A 19,230-nucleotide genomic window follows, 5' to 3' on the forward strand; every position below is an offset into this window, starting at 1 on the left:
CCGTCGGCCCACGCCGGCGGCGCGTCCCCACCAGCCAACCTGGGAGAGCGCGGGGCAACGTGTTCGATTTTCTTGATTCCGGGCAGTACGACGTGCTCGGGGCGTTCTGGGTGACGGTTCAGCTCACCCTCTACTCCGCCGCCGGGTCCCTGATCTGGGGCACGATCCTGGCGGGCATGCGGGTCAGCCCGGTTCCGCTGATGCGGGGCTTCGGCACCCTCTACATCAATCTCGTCCGCAACACCCCGCTGACGGTGATCATCGTCTCCTGTTCACTGGTCCTGAACCAGACGCTGGGCTTCGCACTGGGCGGCGACAACTTCAAGGACATCGGCTTCCGGCTGGCCGTCCTCGGGTTCATCGCCTACACCGGCTGCTTCGTCTGTGAGGCCATCCGGTCCGGTATCAACACCGTGCCCGTCGGCCAGGCTGAGGCCGCCCGTGCGATGGGGCTGAGCTTCTTCCAGGTACTGACGCTGATCGTGCTCCCCCAGGCGTTCCGCGCGGTCGTCGCGCCGCTCGCCAATGTGCTGATCGCGCTGACGAAGAACACCACAGTGGCCGCGGCGATCGGTGTGGCGGAAGCTGCGGCTCTGATGAAGACAATGCTCGAGAACGAGACCGACGCGCTCTTCGCCGTCTTTGCCCTCTTCGCCCTGGGGTTCATCGTTCTCACCCTCCCGACCGGTCTGCTGCTCGGCTGGGTGGCCAAGCGCGTGGCGGTGAAGCGATGACCTCCGTTCTCTACGACACCCCCGGCCCCCGCGCCAAGCGGCGGAACATCATCTACACGATCGTGTTCCTCGTCGCGCTCGGTCTTGCCATCTGGTGGGCGCTGTCGGTCATGGCCGACAAGAACCAGCTGACCGCGGCGAAGTGGGATCCGTTCGTCACGGACTCCCAGGTCTGGACGACCTATCTGCTGCCCGGTCTCTGGCTGACCGTCAAGGCAGCGGCATTCGCCATCGTGATCGCTCTGCCACTCGGCGCGCTGCTCGGTATCGGCCGGCTCTCCGACCACAGGTGGGTCCGCGTTCCGGTGGGTGCGGTGGTCGAGTTCTTCCGCGCCATCCCGGTGCTCATCCTGATGTTTTTCGCCAACCAGCTGTTCGTGCAGTTCGCGGACATCGAGTCGGAAGTCCGGCCGATGTACGCGGTGGTAACGGGCCTCGTGCTCTACAACGCCTCGGTCATCGCCGAGATCGTCCGGGCGGGCGTCCTCTCGCTGCCCCAGGGCCAGACCGACGCCGCGAAGGCGATCGGCATGCGCAAGGGCCAGATCCTGTCGTACGTTCTGCTGCCGCAGGCCGTCACGGCGATGCTGCCGGCCCTCGTCAGCCAGCTCGTCGTCATCGTCAAGGACACCGCGCTGGGCGGCGCGCTGCTCGGTCTCAATGAGCTGCTGTCGCAGTCCCGCACGATCCCTGCGAACTACGGCGCGAACACCATCGCCACGCTCACCGTGATCGCACTGATCTTCATCGCGCTCAACTTCCTGCTCACCAGTGTTGCGAGCTGGCTGGAGGGCAGGGCACGCCGCACCAAGAAGGGCACCGGCGCGGTCCTCGGCGCCGAGGAGGTCCAGGAGCTCAACGCGCCCGGCCACGCGGCGGGCGGCCAGACCGGAGGCGGCATCGCTGGCGGCGACTCGAGCTGACGGCATCGGGCCCGGCAGCAGACACGAGGGGGCAGCGGCCTTGGCCGCTGCCCCCTCACCGTATGGCCGCATATCGAGGGGCACGTCGGCGGGCCGACGCGGCACTGAGCGGGGGAAGCGTGCGGACAGAGCACGGCGCCGCCCCCGTCACTTGACGAGGGCACCCGCAATAGGTTGCATACGTTCTGTGATCGCGCACCGGGCTCCCACCTCACCTTTCCGCATGACCCTTCGGGCCCCAGGAGTCACGCCGTGGACCCGGTGATCATCGTCGGCGCCGGGCCCGTCGGGCTCGCGCTCGCGCTGGCCCTGGCACAGCAGGACGTGCCCTCCGTCGTACTCGACGAAGGCGCCGGCAAGGACCAGCCGCGGCCCGCTCGCACCGTCGTGCTGCGGTCCGACACGGCGGCCATGGTGGAACGACTCGGCTGCAGCACTGTCCGTGACGAAGGCGCCCGCTGGACCGGCTGGCGCTCGATGCGCAGGCGCCAGGACGTACGGCAGCTCCCGCTCGGCGACGAAGCCGCCCCCGTGCCGCTGCACATCCCCCAGCACGCCCTCACCCGCGGCCTGCGGGACGCCGTCGCCGGACAAGGGCAGATCCAGCTCGCCACCGACAGCCGCGTCGACTCGCTGGAGCAGGACGCGAGCGGTATCAGCGTGCACACACGTGGGCCCTCGGCGACATGGTGGCGCGGCAGCCATGTGGTCGGGTGCGACGGCGCGAGGTCGACGGTCCGCAAGCTGCTCGGCATCCGCTTTCCGGGGCGTACGGCGGTGGAACGGCACGCGGTCGCCGCCCTGCGCACTGAACTTCCCTGGCCCGACGAGGCGTTGCTGCACCGTCAGCCGCCGTGGCGCACGGGTGGTGAGGAGGTCACCGCCCGGCCGCTGCCGGACGGCGTATGGCGGCTTGACTGGCTGCTGGCGCCCCGCGGTGAACTGGTCACCCCCGACTCCCTGGTGGCCCGCCTGCGCGACACCCTGGCGGGCTGGTGCGGCGAGACACCTGCGTACGAGCTCCTCGACACCGGCGTCTACACCCTCCACCACCGGCTCGCGCGGCGCTGGCGGGTCGACCGGGCCTTCCTCGCGGGCGACGCGGCGCATCTGCTGGGGGCGCTCGGCACGCAGGGGCTCGACGAAGGGCTGCGGGACGCGGACAACCTGGCCTGGAAGCTGGCGCACAGCTGGCACCACGGCCCGTCCGAGCCGCTGCTCGACAGTTATCAGGCGGAGCGGAGGGCGGCCGTGGCCTCGCGGCTGCGCGCCGCCGACCAGTCGCTGCCGATACTGCGCGGCGGCAGCGCACTGCGTACGTACCTCCCGGGTGCCGCGCGGGGGCACGACATCCTGCTCGCTGACGGCCATCTGGGGTACGGCCCGCTGGGCGCGCCCCCCGTCTACACGCACTCCCCCCTCGCGCCCGAACACGCCCCTTCGCAGACCCTCGTCGGTACGGAGGCGGGCGCGCCCGTCGCGGATGTGCGGGTGACCGCCCCGGACGGGACGAGCGCGCGGCTGCGGGACCGGCTGGGGCAGGGGCAGCTGCTGGTGATTCTCGTCGCACCCGGAACGGGGGTGTGGGACCGGCGGCACTGGGTGAGTGCGGGCGTGATGCCTCGACTGGCGGCGGCGGTCAGCGCACTGCCGGTGCGGGCGGAGCTGCTGGTCACGGAGGGCTACCCAGGGGCTTCGGCACACACAGTGCTGCTGGTGCGGCCCGACGGGCACCTGGTCGCGTCGTTCGCGGGGGTACGGCCCGCTGAGCTGTATTCGGCGGCGGACGCGGCGCGCGGAGGCGCCCCTTCAGCGGTGCGCAGTGACCGTACTGCGGACATCAATTGACCCTCGAAGGCGCACATGGTGTACTCCGGAGCGTGACTGACACCGATGTGCGCCTGTGGCGGAGGGTCCATATGGACCTCGTCCGCTACGCGGGCTGCATGTGTCGTCCGTCCTGCTGAATTCGCCTTCCCCGCGCGCTGTGACCCGCTGAGCCGGCGCGCCTTCCCGCGAACTTCCAGGACGGTTTCCGTGTCCCAGCCTGTCTCCGCGCAGCCTGACTCCCCATCTGTCGCCACCCATGACTCGAGCGCGCCCACGGCCGCCGAGCTTCTCGACTTCGTACGGCGCTCCGCCGCCGACCAAGACCTCATCGCCTCGCTCCCCCTCGACCCCGAAGGGCGTACCTGGGTACGGCTCAAGGGCCCCGGCGGCAGCGAGGCCTGGCTGATCGGCTGGCCCCCGGGCACGGGTACCGGCTGGCACGACCACGCCGAGTCGCACGGCGCGTTCGCCACAGCCACGGGCGAACTGAAGGAGAACTCCCTCGCCGTACGCCTGCCCGCGAGCGGCTGGAGGACCCTGGAGCTGAACGAAGGGGTCGACCGCGAACGGCAGTTGGGGCCGGGCAGGGGCCGGGCCTTCGGGAAGCATCATGTGCACGAGGTGCTGAACGAGTCGGTCAGCGAGCACGCCGTCTCGGTGCATGCGTACTACCCGCCGCTGCCGCTGATCCGCCGCTTCAGCCGGTCCGGTTCGATGCTCCGTCTTGAGCAGGTCGAGCGTCCGGAGGACTGGCAGTGAGCGAGCAGGTGGGAATCGACGAACTTCTGGAACGGGTCCGCGAGGACCTCGACCGCGTCGAGCCGAAGGATGCCTTCGCGGCGGCCGCGGACGGCGCGCTCCTCGTGGACATCCGGTACGCGGCACTGCGCGAGCGGGACGGCCTGATCCCGGGCGCGCTGGTCGTCGAGCGCAATGAGCTGGAGTGGCGTCTGGACCCCCGGGGCAGCCACCGCGCACCGGAGGCGGTGAGCCACGATCTGCGGGTCGTCGTGATCTGCAACGAGGGCTACGCGTCGAGCCTCGCGGCAGCGTCCCTGCGCCAGTTGGGCCTGCACCGCGCGACGGACCTGGTCGGCGGCTTCCAGGCATGGAGGTCGGCGGGCCTCCCGGTGCAGCGATGACGGTCCCGGCCTGACGGTTTCGCCCGACGGAAGCCGGGCGGGGGCGGCAACGGCGAAGTGGGCGGGCCGTGGGAAGCGGTTACCCCGCCCCCGTACTGCGCTCCCGCGACGCTAGATCCCGCCCTCCTCCGGCAAGTCCCCCACGTCCTCGCCCTCTTCCTCCAGCGCGCGCTTGACGACCCTGAGGGCCAAGCCCTCCGGGTAGCCCTTGCGGGCCAGCATGCCCGCCAGGCGGCGCAGTCGCCGGTCGCGGTCCAGGCCCCGCGTCGAGGCGAGTCTGCGGGCGACCAGCTCGCGTGCCGTCTCCTCCTCCTGATCGGAGTCGAGCTGCCCGACCGCCTCGTCGATCACGGCGGAGTCCACACCCTTGGTGCGCAGCTCCCGCGCAAGCGCGCGCCTGGCCAGGCCCCTGCCGTGGTGCCGGGACTCCACCCACGCGTCCGCGAAGGCCGCGTCATTGATCAGTCCCACGTCCTCGAAGCGCGAGAGGACCTCCTCGGCCACCTCCGAGGGGATCTCACGTTTGTGCAGCGCATCCGCGAGCTGCTTACGAGTGCGCGGGGTTCCGGTGAGCAGGCGCAGGCAGATCGCCCGCGCCCGCTCGGCGGGGTCCTGGGGCGACAGCTCCTTCTCGGCCCTCGACGAGGAGGTGCTGTCGCCCGGCCATTCGGTTCGCCGGGCCATGGTCTAGCCCTTGGCCGCCGCCGACTTGGCCGACTTGGCCTTGGAGGCGGGCGCGGGCACCGACTTCGCCGGGTCCTCGGCCGGAGCCGCCGCACCGGCGGCATCCGCGCCCGGCTCGGCCGCCAGGGCCTCCGGCCGCACGCCGACGCCCAGCTTCTCCAGGATCTTCTTCTCGATCTCATTGGCGAGATCGGGGTTGTCCTTCAGGAAGTTGCGGGCGTTCTCCTTGCCCTGGCCCAGCTGGTCGCCCTCGTAGGTGTACCAGGCGCCCGCCTTGCGGACGAAGCCGTGCTCCACGCCCATGTCGATCAGGCCGCCCTCGCGGCTGATGCCCTGGCCGTAGAGGATGTCGAACTCGGCCTGCTTGAAGGGCGGCGCGACCTTGTTCTTCACGACCTTGACGCGGGTGCGGTTGCCGACCGCGTCGGTGCCGTCCTTGAGGGTCTCGATGCGGCGGATGTCGAGCCGCACCGAGGCGTAGAACTTCAGCGCGCGGCCACCGGTCGTGGTCTCCGGCGAGCCGAACATCACGCCGATCTTCTCCCGGAGCTGGTTGATGAAGATCGCGGTGGTCTTCGACTGGTTCAGCGCGCTCGTGATCTTCCGGAGCGCCTGGCTCATCAGCCGCGCCTGCAGGCCCACGTGCGAGTCGCCCATCTCGCCCTCGATCTCCGCGCGCGGCACGAGGGCCGCGACGGAGTCGATGACGATCAGATCGAGCGCACCGGAGCGGACGAGCATGTCGACGATCTCAAGTGCCTGCTCGCCGTTGTCCGGCTGGGACAGGATCAGGTTGTCGATGTCGACGCCGAGCTTCTTCGCGTACTCGGGGTCAAGTGCGTGCTCGGCGTCGATGAAGGCCACCGAGCCACCGAGCTTCTGGGCGTTGGCCACGGCGTGCAGCGTGAGGGTCGTCTTACCGGAGGACTCCGGGCCGTACACCTCCACCACACGGCCGCGCGGAAGGCCGCCGACGCCGAGCGCGACGTCGAGCGCGGTCGACCCGGTGGGGATGACCTCGATGGGCTCGTTCGGCCGCTCGCCGAGGCGCATCACCGCGCCCTTGCCGAATTGCCGTTCAATCTGTGCGAGCGCGGCGTCGAGCGCCTTCTCGCGGTCGGTTCCTGCCATGGGTTCCACCCGATTTGCTTGAGTCGATCGCTTCACGTCAAAGACGCTAACCCCTGCCACTGACAATGGGCCCCGACGTCCGTCCAGCCTGTGGATAACTCCGGCAAACCGCTGGGAAAACCCGGGGCCGGAATCCCATGAGAATGGATGTTCGATTTTGGTGTCAAGCGCAGCACGCGAGGCACCGCGGGTGCGCCTCAGGGCCGGTCGTCGGTCCCGGAGGTCCTGGAGGTCCCGGACGCGGCGTCCTCCTCATCCTCCGCCTCCTGGGTGTCCCTGCCACGCAGGAGGCCGCGCAGCCGGGCGAGCGCCTGACCCCCGCCACGCCTCCGGTGGCCGTGGACGCGCGGGTCGTCGGTCACGGCGTACCGCTTCACATAGGCGCCCAGGAACGCCTGAAGCGTGGCGACCGCCGGAATCGCGACCAGCGCGCCGACCGCGCCCAGTAGCGCCGTGCCCGCGACGACCGAGCCGAAGGCCACCGCGGGATGGATGTCGACCGTCTTGGAGGTGAGCTTGGGCTGCAGCACATAGTTCTCGAACTGCTGGTAGATCACGACGAATCCGAGCACCCACAGCGCGTACCAGGGGTTGATGGTGAACGCGATCAGCATGGGCAGCGCGCCCGCCAGATACGTGCCGATGGTCGGAATGAACTGGGAGACCAGCCCGACCCAGACGGCGAGCGCCGGGGCGTACGGCACGCCCAGGATCTCCAGCAGGATGTAGTGCGCGACACCCGAGATCAGCGCCATCAGGCCGCGCGAGTAGAGGTATCCACCCGTCTTGTCGACGGCGATCTCCCAGGCGCGCAGCACCTCGGTCTGCTTGGCGGGCGGCAGCAGAGAGCACAGCGTGCGACGCAGCCGGGGCCCGTCGGCCGCGAAGTAGAACGAAAACAGGAAGATCGACAGCAGTTTGAAGAGTCCGCCGAGGACGGTGGCGGAGATGTCCAGTACACCGCTCGCGCTGTTCTGGACGTACTTCCGCAGCCAGTCCGAGCGCAGCAGGCTTTCCTGGATCTCGACGCGCGAGAGCTCGGTGTGGAAGGTGTCGTTGATCCAGCGGATCACCGAGTCGAGGTACTTGGGGAAGCCCTCGACCATGTCGACGATCTGGCCGGCCAGCATCGAGCCGAGGAGGAAAACGAAGCCTGCGACCGCGATGAAGACCGCGAAGAAGACGATGAAGGTGGCGAGGCCGCGGCGCATGCCGCGCGCCGACATTCTGCCCACCGCCGGCTCGATCGCGAGCGCCAGGAAGAAGGCGATCAGGATGTTGATCAGCAGCCCGATGAGCTGGTGGAAGGCCCAACTGCCCAGCTGGAAGCAGGCGTAGAGCGCCAGCCCGAGCACCATGGCGCGCGGCAGCCACCGGGGCATGCGGACCGGCCCGAGACCTCCGGCTCCGGGCGCGGGGGGCGGCGGGTTCGGCGGGGGCGCGTCGTGAGCGCCGGTGTCCGAGGCGCTCCTACCCTGAGCGCTCCTGTCCTGGGCGCTCGGGTCCGAAGCGCGCGCGTCTCCAGCGCTCGCATCCGTAGCGCTCGCGTCCTGCGCGCTGGTGTCCTGAGCGGCGGTGTCCTCGGCGGTCACATCCGGCTCGGCCATGTCCTGCTCGGTCTTGTCGGTCTGGGCCACCCGGCCAGTGTCGCCTACGGGTGCCGCTACCGGTCCCCCCGGTCCCCGACCGATCCCCGGCCCCGGAGCTGAACGCCCGTCCCACCCTCAGCCCGCTGCCGGTGTCACTGCTTCTCGGCCGGGACCCCGACCGCCGCGCAGACCCCGCGCCACACGTCCTTGGCCTCCCAGCCGGCGGCCAGGGCCTCGTGCACCGTACGACCCCCGAGTTCGGCCATCACATGGTCGCGCGCGAAGGAGTCCGCGTAGGCCTGACCGAAGTGATCCGCCATGCGCTCCCAGAAAATCGTCAACCGCATGAAGCCAGTATCCCGCCCCTGGGGTGCAGCTTTGTCCGTCCCGCGTGCCGAAAGCCCTTTCCGCCCTACGGTCAGAACATGGCTGGAACCGGAGCAACCCCCGCGCCCTCGCTCGCGTCACCGCTCGCCCGTGCAGAGCACTTCATCTGGCTGACCGCCCGCGTGCTGGAACAGCGGAGGTTCGCCTACCATTTCCTGGGCGGTGACTCGGACACCGTGGAAACCGCCCTCGCCGCGTATCTCAACGAGGACGGCGGCTACGGCCACGCCCTCGAACCCGATCTGCGCGGCCCGGTCAGCCAGCCGCTGCACACCGCGCATGCCCTGCGCATCCTCGACTCCATCGGACGCTGCAGCGGACTGCGCGTGGAGCGGATGTGCCGCTACCTCACCGAGGTGTCGACGTCCGACGGTGCGCTGCCCGCGATCCACCCCTCGCAGCGGGGATATCCGGCCGCGCCCTTCATCCCGATCGTCGACGATCCCCCGAGCGAACTGCTCGCGACGGGTCCGGTGGTCGGGCTGCTGCACCGTAATCAGGTGTGGCACGCATGGCTGTTCCGGGCCACGGACTTCTGCTGGGCCGCGGTCGACGGTCTCGAGAAGTCGCATCCGTACGAGATCGAGGCCGCGGTCGCCTTCCTCGACGGGGTCCCGGACCGCTCACGCGCCGAAGCCGCAGCGGACCGGTTGGGCCGACTGGTGCGCGAGCAGCACCTAGCGGTCCTCGACCCGGGACGGCTCGAGGACTATCCGGTCTCGCCCGGCTATGCGCCGGGTGAGCACCACTTCCCGTACCACTACGCCCGTACGCCGCAATCGCTCGCCCGCCGCTGGTTCACGGACGAGGAGATGACGCGCTCGCTGGAGCATCTGGCGAGCGAGCAGCGCGAGGACGGCGGCTGGCCGCTCAACTGGCGCCAGTGGGCGCCGGGCACGGCTCTGGAGGCGCGGCCGATCGTGACGATCGAGGCGCTGCGGACGCTTCGCGCACACGGCCACGCCATTGACTGACGTCTCAGTCGAGCCACAGCTCGTAGACGTAGATACCACCCACGGAGTCGTCGTCCAGAGGGCCGATCTTCTTCGCCCGGAACTTCAATCCCTGCTCTTTGAGGATCTGCTCGTACAGGGAACGTGACAGCTTGAAGTCACCCTGCTTGGCCAGGCCGGATTCGAGTGCGGCGGATTCCAGCTTGATCAGCTCCCGGTGCGCGCGGCCCTGCTCCTCCTCGCCCCGGCTTTCATGCTCGGCAGCACGGGCAGCGGCGAATTCGATGATGTGCCCGTGGTATCCGCGCAGGGCGGCCTGCCAGGCTTCGTCGTCGTTCGGGTCGTATTCCGGCAGGAACTCGTCGCCGATGATGATCCGGCCGCCTGGCGCCAGATTGTTCTTGATGTTCTCGAAATAGCGGCTCTTGTCTTCCAGCTTGATGTGGTGATCCGCGAAGGAGGAGAAGATGAACTGGAAACGCCCGTCGTCGCCACCCTCCCGGTAGGTGCGACTGTCGGCATTCACAGCGACCGCGTTCGACTGGGCACGAAGGTTGCGCTCCAACTTATTGCTGCACGCGAAGTCGATCTCGACCGCGACACATTCGACGTCGGGTTCATTAGCGAGACGGCGGGTGAAGATCCCCGTTCCGGCGCCGAGTTCCAGCGCCTGACAACGTTCATGATCACGGGAATACCTGCGGCCGCGCCGAGTGCGGAAGACGGCCAGCATTTCGGCCATCATCTCGACATAGTAGGCATGCCGTTCTTCGAACTCGTCATAGTCGTCGATTGCGATGTACAGCGACATCTCTGCCGTTTTGAGCATGAGCGGTGAGAGCTTCCAGTCTTCAAAGATCTGCTTACTTGCAGCCACAACTTTCCCTCGATCATCCGGGGCGATCGGGCGCGCCACGGCAACAATCCTATCCAATGCGCGTTCATGATCGATGACTTCGTCGACATCGGCGGAAAAGCGTATTACCTTTTCTCCCACCGGACCGGCATAGCTGCCGAGAACTCGGTCACCGTCCGCCTCGATGATCGAAAAATCCTTGCCGAAGGCGCTGAATTTCGCCACCAAGTGCTCATAGCTGATGGCATACACGCGATAGATGGCGGCATAGTACGTCAGCGTCTCGAACATTCGATGAAAATCGCCGGACGAAGTGAATGCGAATACTCGAACGCTTTCCGGTTGAGCACTTTCGTTGATGACCCTCCCGACACCCTGCTGCCAGAATAATTCCTCTTGGTCCACCAGCGCCAGCGCCTTGACGCGAGCCCGCAGGACATTCTGAGCAGAGATCAGATAGAACGGATACTGGGTGGCCGGCACCATATACTGCGAACCGGTCCCGATCGACTGGAGCTGACTGCCCATTTCACGTAACGACTGGCTGACGATGTGCTGAAAACATCTGTTGCTCTGGAAGTCGAGGTTCGCGCGAATCTGCTGAGCCGTGCTCTGCACCTCCTCAAGCCCCTCGGTGAACTCCTGAGGGGCGGGCGGCAGAAAGTGCAGCGTTTTGATCAAGTCGCCCCAGGGGGCCGAGTGTCGACGGAAATCAAACCCGTGCAGCTGATCGAGCCGGGACGGGCGAGATGTCATCTCGAAGCGCAGCGGGAAAACCGGGACGCCGACTCCCAGGGCATAAGCCCATTCCGATGCCACTTCCTCGGAAGTGCGCGCCGACTCGGTAAGAATCACAAGAATTGCCTGCGAAGACCTGATCAGCCGGAACAGTTCGGTGCGCCATTCCTGACCCGCCTGCAGAGCATCCTGGTCCACGACAACGTCGAACCGAGCCGACCTCAGCTGCCGAATGACTCGCTCCGCGTATAATTTATCGGCATGACTGTACGAGATGAAGACCCGACCCATCGCCCCTCCAAGCCTACAAGCCCAGCACGATAACTTTAGCAAGATCCAATATCGTTCTGGAAGCATTTAGAATTAAACCGGCTCCGATGCTCAAATGACCGACCGTGTGTCCGGGGGTTCGGCCGTTGCATTCCGTGCCATAAGGGACAGGAGTCTCGTTCCGTCGCGGCTGTGGTGCCTGATTTCACAGCGCCAGGGTTGCGGGAGCCCGCGTTGTCAGTGGTGCGGTGCACGATGGGGGGCATGACGGCATCAGCGCTCGACGCCTTCTCCCCGACGACCCGGAGCTGGTTCACGGGAGCCTTCAGCGCGCCCACCGCCGCGCAGGAGGGTGCGTGGCGGGCCATCGGTGAGGGCTCGGACGTGCTGGTGGTCGCCCCGACGGGCTCCGGCAAGACCCTGGCCGCATTCCTCGCAGCCCTGGACCGTCTCGCGTCCACGCCCCATCCCGCGGACCCGAAGATGCGCTGCCGCGTGCTGTACGTGTCTCCGCTCAAGGCTCTCGCCGTCGACGTGGAGCGCAATCTCCGCAGTCCGCTGACCGGGATTCGCCATGAGTCCGTGCGGCTGGGTCTGCCCGAGCCGGATGTACGGGTCGGCATCCGCTCGGGCGACACCCCGGCCGCCGAACGGCGGTCGCTGGCCACCAAGCCGCCGGACATCCTGATCACGACACCCGAGTCGCTGTTTCTGATGCTCACCTCCTCGGCACGGGACGCGCTGTCGGGCATCGAGACAGTGATCCTGGACGAGGTGCACGCCGTCGCGGGGACCAAGCGGGGCGCGCATCTCGCCGTATCGCTGGAGCGACTCGACGAGCTGCTGCCGCGCCCCGCCCGGCGGATCGGGCTCTCGGCAACGGTGCGCCCGGTCGACGAGGTGGCGCGCTATCTGTCGCCGCAGCGCAAGGTGGAGATCGTCCAGCCGCCCTCGGGCAAGGAGTTCGACCTCTCGGTGGTCGTACCGGTGGAGGATCTGGGTGAGCTGGGCGGCTCCCCCGCGTCCGAGTCGGGCAATGGCGAGAAGCCCTCGATCTGGCCGCATGTCGAGGAGAAGATCGCCGACCTGGTCCAGGCGCACCGCTCCACGATCGTCTTCGCCAACTCCCGCCGCCTGGCGGAGCGACTGTGCAATCGCCTCAACGAGATCGCGTACGAACGGGCCACCGGAGAGGCCATGCCCGACGGGCCGCCACCGGCCGAGATCATGGCGCAGTCCGGAGCCGCGCACGGAGCACCACCGCTCCTCGCCCGCGCACACCACGGCTCGGTCTCCAAGGAGCAGCGCGCCCTGGTCGAGGAGGACCTGAAGGCAGGCCGGCTGCCCGCAGTCGTCGCCACCTCCAGCCTGGAACTGGGCATCGACATGGGCTCGGTTGACCTGGTGGTCCAGGTCGAGTCGCCCCCGTCCGTCGCCTCCGGCCTGCAGCGGGTCGGCCGCGCCGGACACCAGGTGGGCGCGGTATCCACGGGTGTCGTCTTCCCCAAGTACCGCGGCGATCTGGTGCAGTCGGCCGTGGTGACCGAGCGGATGCGCAGCGGCTCGATCGAGGCGCTGCGCATCCCGTCCAACCCGCTCGACGTGCTGGCCCAGCAGCTGGTCGCGATGGTCGCCCTGGACACCTGGCAGGTCGACGATCTGCTGGCGCTGGCACGCCGGGCCGCGCCCTTCGCCTCGCTGCCGGAGTCGGCCTTCACCGCCGTCCTCGACATGCTCGCCGGGCGCTATCCCTCCGACGCCTTCGCCGAGCTGCGCCCACGCGTGGTGTGGGACCGCGTCGCCGGTACGGTCACGGGCCGGCCGGGAGCGCAGCGGCTCGCGGTCACGTCGGGCGGCACCATTCCGGACCGCGGACTGTTCGGCGTCTTCCTCGCCGGCGCGGACCCCAAGAAGGGCGGCGGCCGGGTCGGCGAGCTCGACGAGGAGATGGTGTACGAGTCCCGGGTGGGCGACGTCTTCACTCTCGGCACGACCTCCTGGCGGATCGAAGACATCACCCGCGACCGGGTGCTGGTCTCCCCCGCCCCCGGCGTTCCCGGCCGGCTCCCCTTCTGGAAGGGCGACCAGCTGGGCCGCCCGCTCGAACTGGGCCGTGCGGTGGGAGCGTTCCTCCGCGAGGTGGGCGGGCTCTCTCCCGAGGACGCCCGGCTGCGTCTGCTGGCCGCAGGCCTGGACGCCTGGGCCGCCGACAATGTCCTCGCTTATCTCGACGAGCAGCGCCGCGCCTGCGGCCATGTCCCCGACGACCGGACGATCCTGGTCGAGCGCTTCCGCGACGAGCTCGGCGACTGGCGGGTCGTGATCCACTCCCCCTTCGGCGCCCAGGTGCATGCCCCTTGGGCGCTGGCGCTCGGCGCCCGCCTGGCCGAGCGGTACGGAATGGACGCGCAGGTCATGCACGCCGACGACGGCATCGTGCTGCGCCTGCCGGACGCCGATCTGATGGGCCTTGACCTGCTCGACCAGGACCCGGTCCATCTCGACACCACGTATGACAGCGAGCAGGCTCCGATCGGCGCGGCGGACGCCGTCTTCGACAAGGGCGAGATCAATCAGATCGTCACCGACCAGGTGGGCGGCTCGGCGCTCTTCGCCTCCCGCTTCCGCGAGTGCGCCGCGCGTGCGCTGCTGCTGCCCCGGCGCAATCCTGGTAAGCGCACTCCTCTGTGGCAGCAGCGCCAGCGCGCTGCCCAACTGCTCCAGGTGGCGAGCGAGTTCGGCTCCTTCCCCATCGTCCTCGAAGCGGTCCGCGAGTGCCTTCAGGACGTCTTCGACGTACCGGGTCTCACCGAGCTGATGGGCGACATCGAGTCCCGCCGGGTCCGCCTCGTCGAGGTCACGACACCCGAGCCCTCGCCCTTCGCCCGTTCGCTGCTGTTCGGATACGTCGCCCAGTTCCTGTACGAGGGCGACTCACCGCTCGCCGAGAGGCGGGCCGCGGCCCTCTCCCTGGACTCGAGGCTGCTCGCCGAGCTGCTCGGCCAGGCCGAACTGCGCGAGCTGCTCGACCCCAAAGTGCTGACCGAGCTGGAACGCGAACTGCAGTGGCTCACCGAGGACCGCCGGATCAAGGACGCCGAAGGCGTCGCCGACCTGCTGCGGATCCTCGGCCCGCTGACGGACGCGGAGTTGGCGGAGCGCGGCGGGGATGAGCGGTGGGCCCGGGATCTGGCCGCATCGCGCCGGGCCATCCAGGTGCGGATCGCGGGTGCGGACCACTGGGCGGCGATCGAGGACGCGGGCCGGCTCCGGGACGCCCTGGGAACAGCGCTGCCGGTGGGCGTTCCGGAGGCCTTCACCGAGCCGGTCAAGGATCCCCTCGGCGACCTGCTGGCCCGGTTCGCACGTACCCACGGCCCCTTCACCTCGACCCAGGCGGCGGCTCGCTTCGGCCTCGGCCCGGCGGTCACCGACGGCGCGCTGCACCGGCTCGCCGCGAGCGGACGCGTCGTCCAGGGAGAGTTCCACCCCTCGGGCATCGGCCAGGAGTGGTGCGACGCGGCCGTACTGCGCAGGCTGCGCCGCCGTTCGCTGGCCGCGCTGCGCCAGGAACTCGAGCCGGTCCCGCCCGCCGCCCTCGCCACGTTCCTTCCGCAGTGGCAGCACCTGGGCAGTAGCAGCCTGCGCGGTATCGACGGACTCGCCCGCGCGATCGAGCAGCTCCAGGGGGCCGCGGTCCCGGCCTCAGCGCTGGAGAAGCTGATCCTCCCGTCGCGCGTCTCCGGTTACGCCCCCGCGCTGCTGGACGAACTGACCACCACGGGCGAGGTCATCTGGGCGGGAGCGGGCTCCCTCCCGGGCAAGGACGGCTGGATTTCCCTCTATCTCGCCGACGCCGCCCCGCTGCTCCTCCCCCAGCCCCACCCGCTGGAACTCACCGCGCTCCACGAGTCGGTCCTCAGCGCCCTCGCCCCCGGGTACGGACTGTTCTTCCGCCAGATCGCCGACCAGATCCGGGCCACCACCCACCCCGACGCCCCCGACCCCGAACTGGCCGACGCCGTCTGGGACCTTGCCTGGTCGGGACGGCTCACCAACGACAGTCTGGCGCCGCTCCGTTCGCTGCTCGGTTCGGGCCGCACCGCCGGGTCCACGGCCCATCGCGCCAGACGTACCGTGCCCCGCGGTCGGTACGGCAGCCTCACGGCCGCGGCTCGCCCCGCTTCCCGCACCGGCCCGCCGACGGTCAGCGGCCGCTGGTCACTGCTCCCGGGCGCGGAGCCCGACCCCACCCATCGCGCGCACGCCATCGCCCGCACGCTCCTTGACCGCCACGGCGTGGTGACCCGTGGGGCGGTGGCCGCGGAGGGTGTGGAGGGCGGCTTCTCCGCGACGTACCGCATCCTCTCCGCCTTCGAGGACAGCGGCCAGGCACGGCGCGGCTACGTCGTGGAGGGGCTGGGCGCGGCCCAGTTCGCGATGGACGGCGCGGTCGACCGCCTCCGGGCGGCGGCCACGGCCCGGGACCGGACCGATGCGCAGACGGCACCGCAGGCCCTGGTGCTGGCCGCCGCCGACCCGGCCAATGCGTACGGCGCTGCGCTGCCCTGGCCGGAGCCGCCGACGGGCGCCGGCCACAAGCCCGGCCGGAAGGCGGGCTCCCTGGTGGTCCTGGTCGACGGCGAGCTGACCCTGTACATGGAACGCGGCGGCAAGACGCTGCTGGCCTGGGCCACGGACCCGGACTCGCCTGTCCTCCATGCGGCGGCGGGGGCGCTGGCCCAGGCGGCTCGCGCGGGGGCGTTGGGGACGGTGACGGTCGAGCGGACGAACGGCATACCGGCGCTGACGTCGCCGCTGGGCCGAGCGCTTGAGACGGCGGGGTTCCACGCGACGCCGAGGGGGCTGCGGCTGCGGCCCTGACCCGGGGCGCGGGGCGCCTGCGGCGGGCTTGCCCCCGCCCCTTCCCGACATGCGGCCGAAGGTCGCATACGGGGCCTGGCGCACCGTCCCGCATCATTGATGCCATGCCCGAAGGAGACACCGTCTGGCAGACCGCCCAGCGCCTGCACACCGCCCTCGCAGGGCAAGCCCTCACCCAGTCCGACCTCCGCGTCCCCCGATTCGCCACCGCCGATCTCACCGGGCGGACCGTCCTGGACGTCACCCCGCGTGGCAAGCATCTGCTCACCCGCATCGAGGGCGGCCTCACCCTCCACTCGCATCTGCGGATGGAGGGCTCCTGGCAGGTGTACGGCTCCGGCGAGCGCTGGCGCGGGGGCCCCACGCACCAGATCCGCGCGATCCTCGGCAATGCCGCCCACACCGCCGTCGGCTACCGCCTGCCCGTCCTGGAGTTGCTGCGTACGGCCGACGAGAACCAAGCGGTCGGCCATCTCGGCCCTGACCTGCTGGGCGCCGACTGGGACCCGGACATCGCCGCCGCCAATCTGCTCTCGGACCCCGCCCGCCCCCTCGGCGAGGCCCTGCTCGACCAGCGAAATCTGGCGGGCATCGGCAATGTCTACAAGTCGGAGCTGGCCTTTCTGGCCCGAGTGACGCCCTGGCTGCCCGTCGGCGAGCTCCCCGCCGACACTCCCGCTCGCCTCGTCGCCACGGCCCACCGCCTCCTTGAAGCGAACAAGAACAGCTTCGACCGCCGCACCACCACCACTGCGGCCGGTCGCCGCCCCGGCGACCGGCTCCATGTCTACGGCCGCGAGGGCCGGCCGTGTCTGCGCTGCGGCACCGCGATCCGTAGAGCCGACCAGGGCGACGGCAGCCGCGAGCGCCCCACCTACTGGTGCCCTGGCTGCCAGTCCGGACCCATTCCCTGATCCCGCCACACTAGTTGACGCCCCGTCAGATCCAGTCGTACGGTCCCCGCATGCCCCTCACGGCGTACGACCTCACCGGCCGCACCGCGTTCATCACCGGCGCGGCGAGCGGCATAGGCCGCGCCTGTGCCGTCCTGCTGGCCGAGGCGGGAGCCACCGTCCACTGCGCGGACATCGACGAGAGAGGCCTCAATGAGACCCGGTCCCTGATCTCCGAGGCGGGCGGCACCGCGCACAACCATCCCCTCGACGTCAGCGAGCGTGCCCAGCTCAAGTCCGCGATCGAGTACGCCGCGAGCACCGGCCGACTGGACATGCTGGCCGCCGTCGCCGGAATCATGCACAGCAGCACGGTCCTGGAGACGAGGGACGAGGACCTGGACCACGTCCTCGCGGTCAACTTCAAGGGGATCCTGTACGCCTGCCAGGAGTCGGCCCGCGTGATGATCGCCGCGGGCACACCCGGTTCCATCGTCACCATGGCATCCGGCGCCGTGGATGCCGCGAGCGCTGGTCTGCTCTGCTACAGCGCGGCCAAGGCGGCCGTCGTCCAGCTCACCAGGACGCTCGCGACCGAACTCGGCCCGCACTCCATCCGTGTCAACGCCGTCGCCCCCGGATGGATCCGCACGCCGATGACCGACCGCCACGACGCGACCCTCCAGCAGCAGGCCGAGGCCGCGATGGTCCGGCTGTCGCCGCTCCGCCGCGTGGGCGAGCCCGAGGACATCGCCCATACGGTGCTTCATCTGGCCTCGGACGCGTCCAGCTTCACGACGGGCCAGATCATCCGCCCGAACGGCGGCGTCGCGATGCCCTGGTGATCCTGACGTCGGGCACGGCACCGATCCCGGCCGTGCTCCCGCGGGACGCCGTCACATGCACGGGCAGCAGGCTCAGCCCCCATCCGCCCGCTGCCACCGCGCCCTCGACAAGGCCCGACTGCTCGGGCACGATCACCAGCCGCAGCACGGCCCACCACCACAGCCCGCCCGCCACCAGGCCCAGGGCGACCACCGGCGCGACCCCGCGTACTGCCATGGCTGCCTCCCTCCGGTCCACGCTAGACCGGCGCAATCGCCCACGGGGAGGGCGCACCGGAGGCCAACCCGGCGCACAGCGCGCCGATCGCCTCTCTCCAGGGTGCGCCGGGACGCAGCCGCCCGCAGGCCGCCCGAAGCCCGAAGCACGGTCCTATGCGCTCTCCGCCTGGAACATCCACGCATGCTTCTCCAGGTCCGCCGTCAGGCCGATCAGCACGTCCTGGCTCACCGGATCCGGATCCGCGGTCACCTCGATCCGCTCCCGCATGCGCCCGATCACCGCCCCCAGCGCGTCCACCAGCGTCCGCACGGCATCCCCGTCCTTGATCCACCCCTCGGGCACCGCGCCGATCGCACTCTGCGCCGCCACCGTCGCGGCCCGCCCGTCCGGCGTCACCCCGATCGCCGACGCACGCTCGGCCACCGTGTCGGAGTGCTGCCGCGCGGTGTCCACCACCTCGTCGAGCTGCAGATGTACCGACCTGAAGCGCGGGCCCACGACATTCCAGTGGACCTGCTTCGCCACCAGCGCGAGATCCACCAGATCGACGAGCGCACCCCTGAGTGCGTCGCCGACCGTCTTGAGGTCCGCCTCGGACAGAGAGCTCTTCACGACAGACATCCATGTCCTCCACTCGGTTCGCAGCTACCCGCCCACGATTACACAGCCACCACAAACGGGACATCCAGGGCAAGCGAAAGCCCCGACCGGCACTCGAGTACCAGTCGGGGCTCAGCTGCAAACCAAGCCGTACAGAGCCGTACGGATCAGGCGGCGACGACGTCGACCGCCTCCGCAGGCGCCTTGATGGTCACCCGCTCCGTCGGCACACCCGCCACCGACGTCACGGAGACGGAATTGAGCATCGGGCGTACTGGCGCAGTCACCGGCTCGCTGGCCGCTGCCGACTGGGCCAGCTCGGCCAGCGACAGCTCGTCGCTCACTTCTCGCATGAGCTCGGACATCCGTACGTCAAGCGCGTCGCAGATCGCGGAGAGCAGCTCGGAGGAAGCCTCCTTCTGCCCCCGCTCCACCTCGGAGAGATAGCCGAGCGATACTCGGGCGGACGAGGAGACTTCGCGCAGAGTACGGCCCTGGCGCTGGCGCTGCCGACGCAGCACGTCACCCAGCAGGCGACGGAGCAGAATCAT

The 19,230-nt window shown here is 69.6% G+C and carries 18 protein-coding genes; 10 read left to right on the forward strand and 8 right to left on the reverse strand.

Going from position 1 to position 19,230, the window contains the following annotated elements; translation table 11 throughout:
- Window positions 1–59: 59 nt before the first annotated feature.
- The 6 genes from OG905_RS11585 to OG905_RS11610 all read left to right on the forward strand — a co-directional run bounded on the left by OG905_RS11585 (window position 60) and on the right by OG905_RS11610 (window position 4,629).
- A complete protein-coding gene (locus tag OG905_RS11585; protein ID WP_328667653.1) occupies window positions 60–734 on the forward strand; it encodes an amino acid ABC transporter permease in 675 nt (224 codons plus the stop codon).
- Window positions 731–1,657 (forward strand): amino acid ABC transporter permease, encoded by a 927-nt coding sequence (locus OG905_RS11590; RefSeq protein ID WP_328667654.1) that lies wholly within the window; start codon window positions 731–733, stop codon window positions 1,655–1,657. The genes OG905_RS11585 and OG905_RS11590 overlap by 4 nt, the downstream gene beginning before the upstream one ends.
- A gap of 252 nt (window positions 1,658–1,909) precedes the next feature.
- Window positions 1,910–3,505, forward strand: a complete 1,596-nt coding sequence (locus tag OG905_RS11595; RefSeq protein WP_328667655.1) for an FAD-dependent monooxygenase — start codon at window positions 1,910–1,912, stop codon at window positions 3,503–3,505.
- A 47-nt stretch (window positions 3,506–3,552) separates the two neighbouring features.
- Window positions 3,553–3,624, forward strand: a complete 72-nt coding sequence (locus OG905_RS11600) for a putative leader peptide (RefSeq protein ID WP_317852217.1) — start codon at window positions 3,553–3,555, stop codon at window positions 3,622–3,624.
- A gap of 70 nt (window positions 3,625–3,694) precedes the next feature.
- Window positions 3,695–4,246, forward strand: coding sequence for a cysteine dioxygenase (locus OG905_RS11605; protein WP_328667656.1), 552 nt, complete (start codon window positions 3,695–3,697; stop codon window positions 4,244–4,246).
- Complete coding sequence (locus tag OG905_RS11610; protein ID WP_328667657.1) at window positions 4,243–4,629, forward strand: rhodanese-like domain-containing protein; 387 nt, start codon at window positions 4,243–4,245, stop codon at window positions 4,627–4,629. The genes OG905_RS11605 and OG905_RS11610 overlap by 4 nt, the downstream gene beginning before the upstream one ends.
- A gap of 111 nt (window positions 4,630–4,740) precedes the next feature.
- Here OG905_RS11610 and recX read toward each other — a convergent pair whose 3' ends face one another.
- From recX to OG905_RS11630, 4 genes are all read right to left on the reverse strand, one after another.
- Window positions 4,741–5,313: a recombination regulator RecX gene (recX, locus tag OG905_RS11615; protein ID WP_328667658.1), complete on the reverse strand. Its 573-nt coding sequence runs from the start codon at window positions 5,311–5,313 to the stop codon at window positions 4,741–4,743.
- Between the two features lie 3 nt (window positions 5,314–5,316).
- The gene (gene recA, locus OG905_RS11620; protein ID WP_328667659.1) at window positions 5,317–6,444 is read right to left on the reverse strand and encodes a recombinase RecA; all 1,128 of its coding nucleotides are present in this window, start codon (window positions 6,442–6,444) and stop codon (window positions 5,317–5,319) included.
- A 197-nt stretch (window positions 6,445–6,641) separates the two neighbouring features.
- Window positions 6,642–7,826 (reverse strand): AI-2E family transporter, encoded by a 1,185-nt coding sequence (locus tag OG905_RS11625; protein WP_328682177.1) that lies wholly within the window; start codon window positions 7,824–7,826, stop codon window positions 6,642–6,644.
- Window positions 7,827–8,185: 359 nt separating this feature from the next.
- Window positions 8,186–8,380, reverse strand: coding sequence for a DUF3046 domain-containing protein (locus OG905_RS11630; protein ID WP_142213313.1), 195 nt, complete (start codon window positions 8,378–8,380; stop codon window positions 8,186–8,188).
- 78 nt (window positions 8,381–8,458) lie between these two features.
- On the opposite strand from OG905_RS11630, the gene OG905_RS11635 reads away from it, so the two are divergent.
- Window positions 8,459–9,394, forward strand: coding sequence for a hypothetical protein (locus OG905_RS11635; protein ID WP_328667660.1), 936 nt, complete (start codon window positions 8,459–8,461; stop codon window positions 9,392–9,394).
- 4 nt (window positions 9,395–9,398) lie between these two features.
- Here OG905_RS11635 and OG905_RS11640 read toward each other — a convergent pair whose 3' ends face one another.
- Window positions 9,399–11,324, reverse strand: a complete 1,926-nt coding sequence (locus tag OG905_RS11640; protein WP_328667661.1) for a TIR domain-containing protein — start codon at window positions 11,322–11,324, stop codon at window positions 9,399–9,401.
- Window positions 11,325–11,501: 177 nt separating this feature from the next.
- Between OG905_RS11640 and OG905_RS11645 the strand changes: the two genes are divergently transcribed.
- The 3 genes from OG905_RS11645 (at window position 11,502) to OG905_RS11655 (ending at window position 17,859) form a co-directional block, all read left to right on the forward strand.
- A complete protein-coding gene (locus tag OG905_RS11645) occupies window positions 11,502–16,121 on the forward strand; it encodes an ATP-dependent helicase (protein ID WP_328667662.1) in 4,620 nt (1,539 codons plus the stop codon).
- A 104-nt stretch (window positions 16,122–16,225) separates the two neighbouring features.
- Window positions 16,226–17,035, forward strand: coding sequence for an Fpg/Nei family DNA glycosylase (locus tag OG905_RS11650; protein ID WP_328667663.1), 810 nt, complete (start codon window positions 16,226–16,228; stop codon window positions 17,033–17,035).
- Window positions 17,036–17,085: 50 nt separating this feature from the next.
- The gene (locus OG905_RS11655; protein ID WP_328667664.1) at window positions 17,086–17,859 is read left to right on the forward strand and encodes an SDR family NAD(P)-dependent oxidoreductase; all 774 of its coding nucleotides are present in this window, start codon (window positions 17,086–17,088) and stop codon (window positions 17,857–17,859) included.
- On the opposite strand, the gene OG905_RS11660 is transcribed toward OG905_RS11655, so the two are convergent.
- From OG905_RS11660 to OG905_RS11670, 3 genes are all read right to left on the reverse strand, one after another.
- Complete coding sequence (locus tag OG905_RS11660) at window positions 17,822–18,076, reverse strand: hypothetical protein (protein WP_328667665.1); 255 nt, start codon at window positions 18,074–18,076, stop codon at window positions 17,822–17,824. The two genes, OG905_RS11655 and OG905_RS11660, sit on opposite strands and share 38 nt — an antisense overlap.
- A gap of 153 nt (window positions 18,077–18,229) precedes the next feature.
- Window positions 18,230–18,700 carry a Dps family protein gene (locus tag OG905_RS11665; protein WP_328667666.1) on the reverse strand — a complete coding sequence of 157 codons (471 nt, stop codon included), beginning with the start codon at window positions 18,698–18,700 and terminating at the stop codon, window positions 18,230–18,232.
- Window positions 18,701–18,846: 146 nt separating this feature from the next.
- Window positions 18,847–19,230 carry a helix-turn-helix domain-containing protein gene (locus OG905_RS11670; protein ID WP_328667667.1) on the reverse strand — a complete coding sequence of 128 codons (384 nt, stop codon included), beginning with the start codon at window positions 19,228–19,230 and terminating at the stop codon, window positions 18,847–18,849.

The sequence above is a fragment of the Streptomyces sp. NBC_00322 genome (assembly GCF_036147535.1).
GTDB lineage: Bacteria > Actinomycetota > Actinomycetes > Streptomycetales > Streptomycetaceae > Streptomyces.

What these genes read in the sequence shown, in the direction of transcription:
- OG905_RS11665 (WP_328667666.1), bottom strand. Translation starts at nt 18,700, where the DNA reads ATGTCTGTCGTGAAGAGCTCTCTGTCCGAGGCGGACCTCAAGACGGTC.
- OG905_RS11640 (WP_328667661.1), bottom strand. Translation starts at nt 11,324, where the DNA reads ATGCTTCCAGAACGATATTGGATCTTGCTAAAGTTATCGTGCTGGGCT.
- OG905_RS11650 (WP_328667663.1), top strand. Translation starts at nt 16,226, where the DNA reads ATGCCCGAAGGAGACACCGTCTGGCAGACCGCCCAGCGCCTGCACACC.
- recX (WP_328667658.1), bottom strand. Translation starts at nt 5,313, where the DNA reads ATGGCCCGGCGAACCGAATGGCCGGGCGACAGCACCTCCTCGTCGAGG.
- OG905_RS11660 (WP_328667665.1), bottom strand. Translation starts at nt 18,076, where the DNA reads ATGGCAGTACGCGGGGTCGCGCCGGTGGTCGCCCTGGGCCTGGTGGCG.
- OG905_RS11590 (WP_328667654.1), top strand. Translation starts at nt 731, where the DNA reads ATGACCTCCGTTCTCTACGACACCCCCGGCCCCCGCGCCAAGCGGCGG.
- recA (WP_328667659.1), bottom strand. Translation starts at nt 6,444, where the DNA reads ATGGCAGGAACCGACCGCGAGAAGGCGCTCGACGCCGCGCTCGCACAG.
- OG905_RS11635 (WP_328667660.1), top strand. Translation starts at nt 8,459, where the DNA reads ATGGCTGGAACCGGAGCAACCCCCGCGCCCTCGCTCGCGTCACCGCTC.
- OG905_RS11655 (WP_328667664.1), top strand. Translation starts at nt 17,086, where the DNA reads ATGCCCCTCACGGCGTACGACCTCACCGGCCGCACCGCGTTCATCACC.
- OG905_RS11670 (WP_328667667.1), bottom strand. Translation starts at nt 19,230, where the DNA reads ATGATTCTGCTCCGTCGCCTGCTGGGTGACGTGCTGCGTCGGCAGCGC.
- OG905_RS11645 (WP_328667662.1), top strand. Translation starts at nt 11,502, where the DNA reads ATGACGGCATCAGCGCTCGACGCCTTCTCCCCGACGACCCGGAGCTGG.
- OG905_RS11630 (WP_142213313.1), bottom strand. Translation starts at nt 8,380, where the DNA reads ATGCGGTTGACGATTTTCTGGGAGCGCATGGCGGATCACTTCGGTCAG.
- OG905_RS11625 (WP_328682177.1), bottom strand. Translation starts at nt 7,826, where the DNA reads ATGCCCCGGTGGCTGCCGCGCGCCATGGTGCTCGGGCTGGCGCTCTAC.